Annotated in this window: 1 protein-coding gene; it reads left to right on the top strand. The window is 61.5% G+C overall.

Annotation, left to right across the window (positions count from 1 at the left end; genetic code table 11):
* Positions 1–222: 222 nt before the first annotated feature.
* On the top strand, positions 223–1,005 hold a 783-nt coding region (locus tag V6C16_RS14145; protein ID WP_333543545.1), incomplete at its 3' end, for a tRNA(5-methylaminomethyl-2-thiouridylate) methyltransferase.

The raw sequence follows: 1,005 nt of genomic DNA, 5'->3' as shown, positions 1-1,005 counted from the left end.
GCCGGATCTCCGCTGTCCGGCCCGGCCCTGACGCGTCATGGCCGGGGCAACACGCTTGAGCGCTGTTGGCGGGTTTCAGCCAAAACCAGCACGGCTTGCGTCGTCTGGGGCGGCTGCCGTGGTATGCTGTTTGTTACCTATAATTACTGATAACCGCCCTGGCAAGAAAATTTCGTGCTTCGCCTCTTGCGCAGTGCGCCTTGTCTGGCATACAAGCGCGGCATGAGCACACCTGATATTATCGCGCTGTTTTCCGGCGGTCTGGACAGCATCCTGGCGGCCAAGGTTCTGGAACGACAAGGCCTTTCCGTGCGTTGTCTGCATTTTGTCACGCCTTTTTTCGGTTCGGCCAAGGCTGTGCCTTACTGGCACAAGATTTACGGTCTGGACATTGTCAGCCGTGACGTGAGCGAAGCCTTTGCGGCCATGCTGCGGCAGCGTCCGGAGCATGGCTTCGGCAAGGTCATGAATCCCTGCGTGGACTGCAAGATCCTTCTTTTGCGCCAGGCGCGGAAATATATGGAGGCCGTGGGAGCAGCCGGCCTTGCCACGGGCGAGGTGCTGGGTCAGCGCCCCATGTCGCAGCGGCGCGACACCCTTCATCTTATCATGCGTGATGCGGGTGTGGGCGGCATACTGCTGCGGCCCCTTTCGGCCACCCATCTGCCGCCCACGCAGATGGAAGAAAGCGGTCTTGTGGACCGTACTCGGCTTTTGAGTTTTTCTGGCCGGGGAAGGCGCGATCAGCTTGATCTGGCGGCGGAACTGGGCATCACGGAAATTCCCACCCCAGGGGGCGGCTGCCGCCTGACGGAAAAAGAAAATGCCCGCCGCTACTGGACGGTGCTGAACCTTCTGCCCGAGGCTTCGGGCGAAGATTTCGCCCTTGCCAACCTGGGCCGCCAGTTCTGGCATCATGAGGACGGGCGGCACTACTGGCTGTGCATCGGCCGCAACAGCGCCGACAATGACAAGCTGGCCGACGCGGTTCGGCCTGGCGACCTG

Source organism: Desulfovibrio sp. 1188_IL3213 (genome assembly GCF_036763145.1).
Lineage (GTDB): Bacteria > Desulfobacterota > Desulfovibrionia > Desulfovibrionales > Desulfovibrionaceae > Desulfovibrio.
Note: the sequence above shows the minus strand (reverse complement) of the source record. Positions and strands in the feature narration are given on the sequence as shown.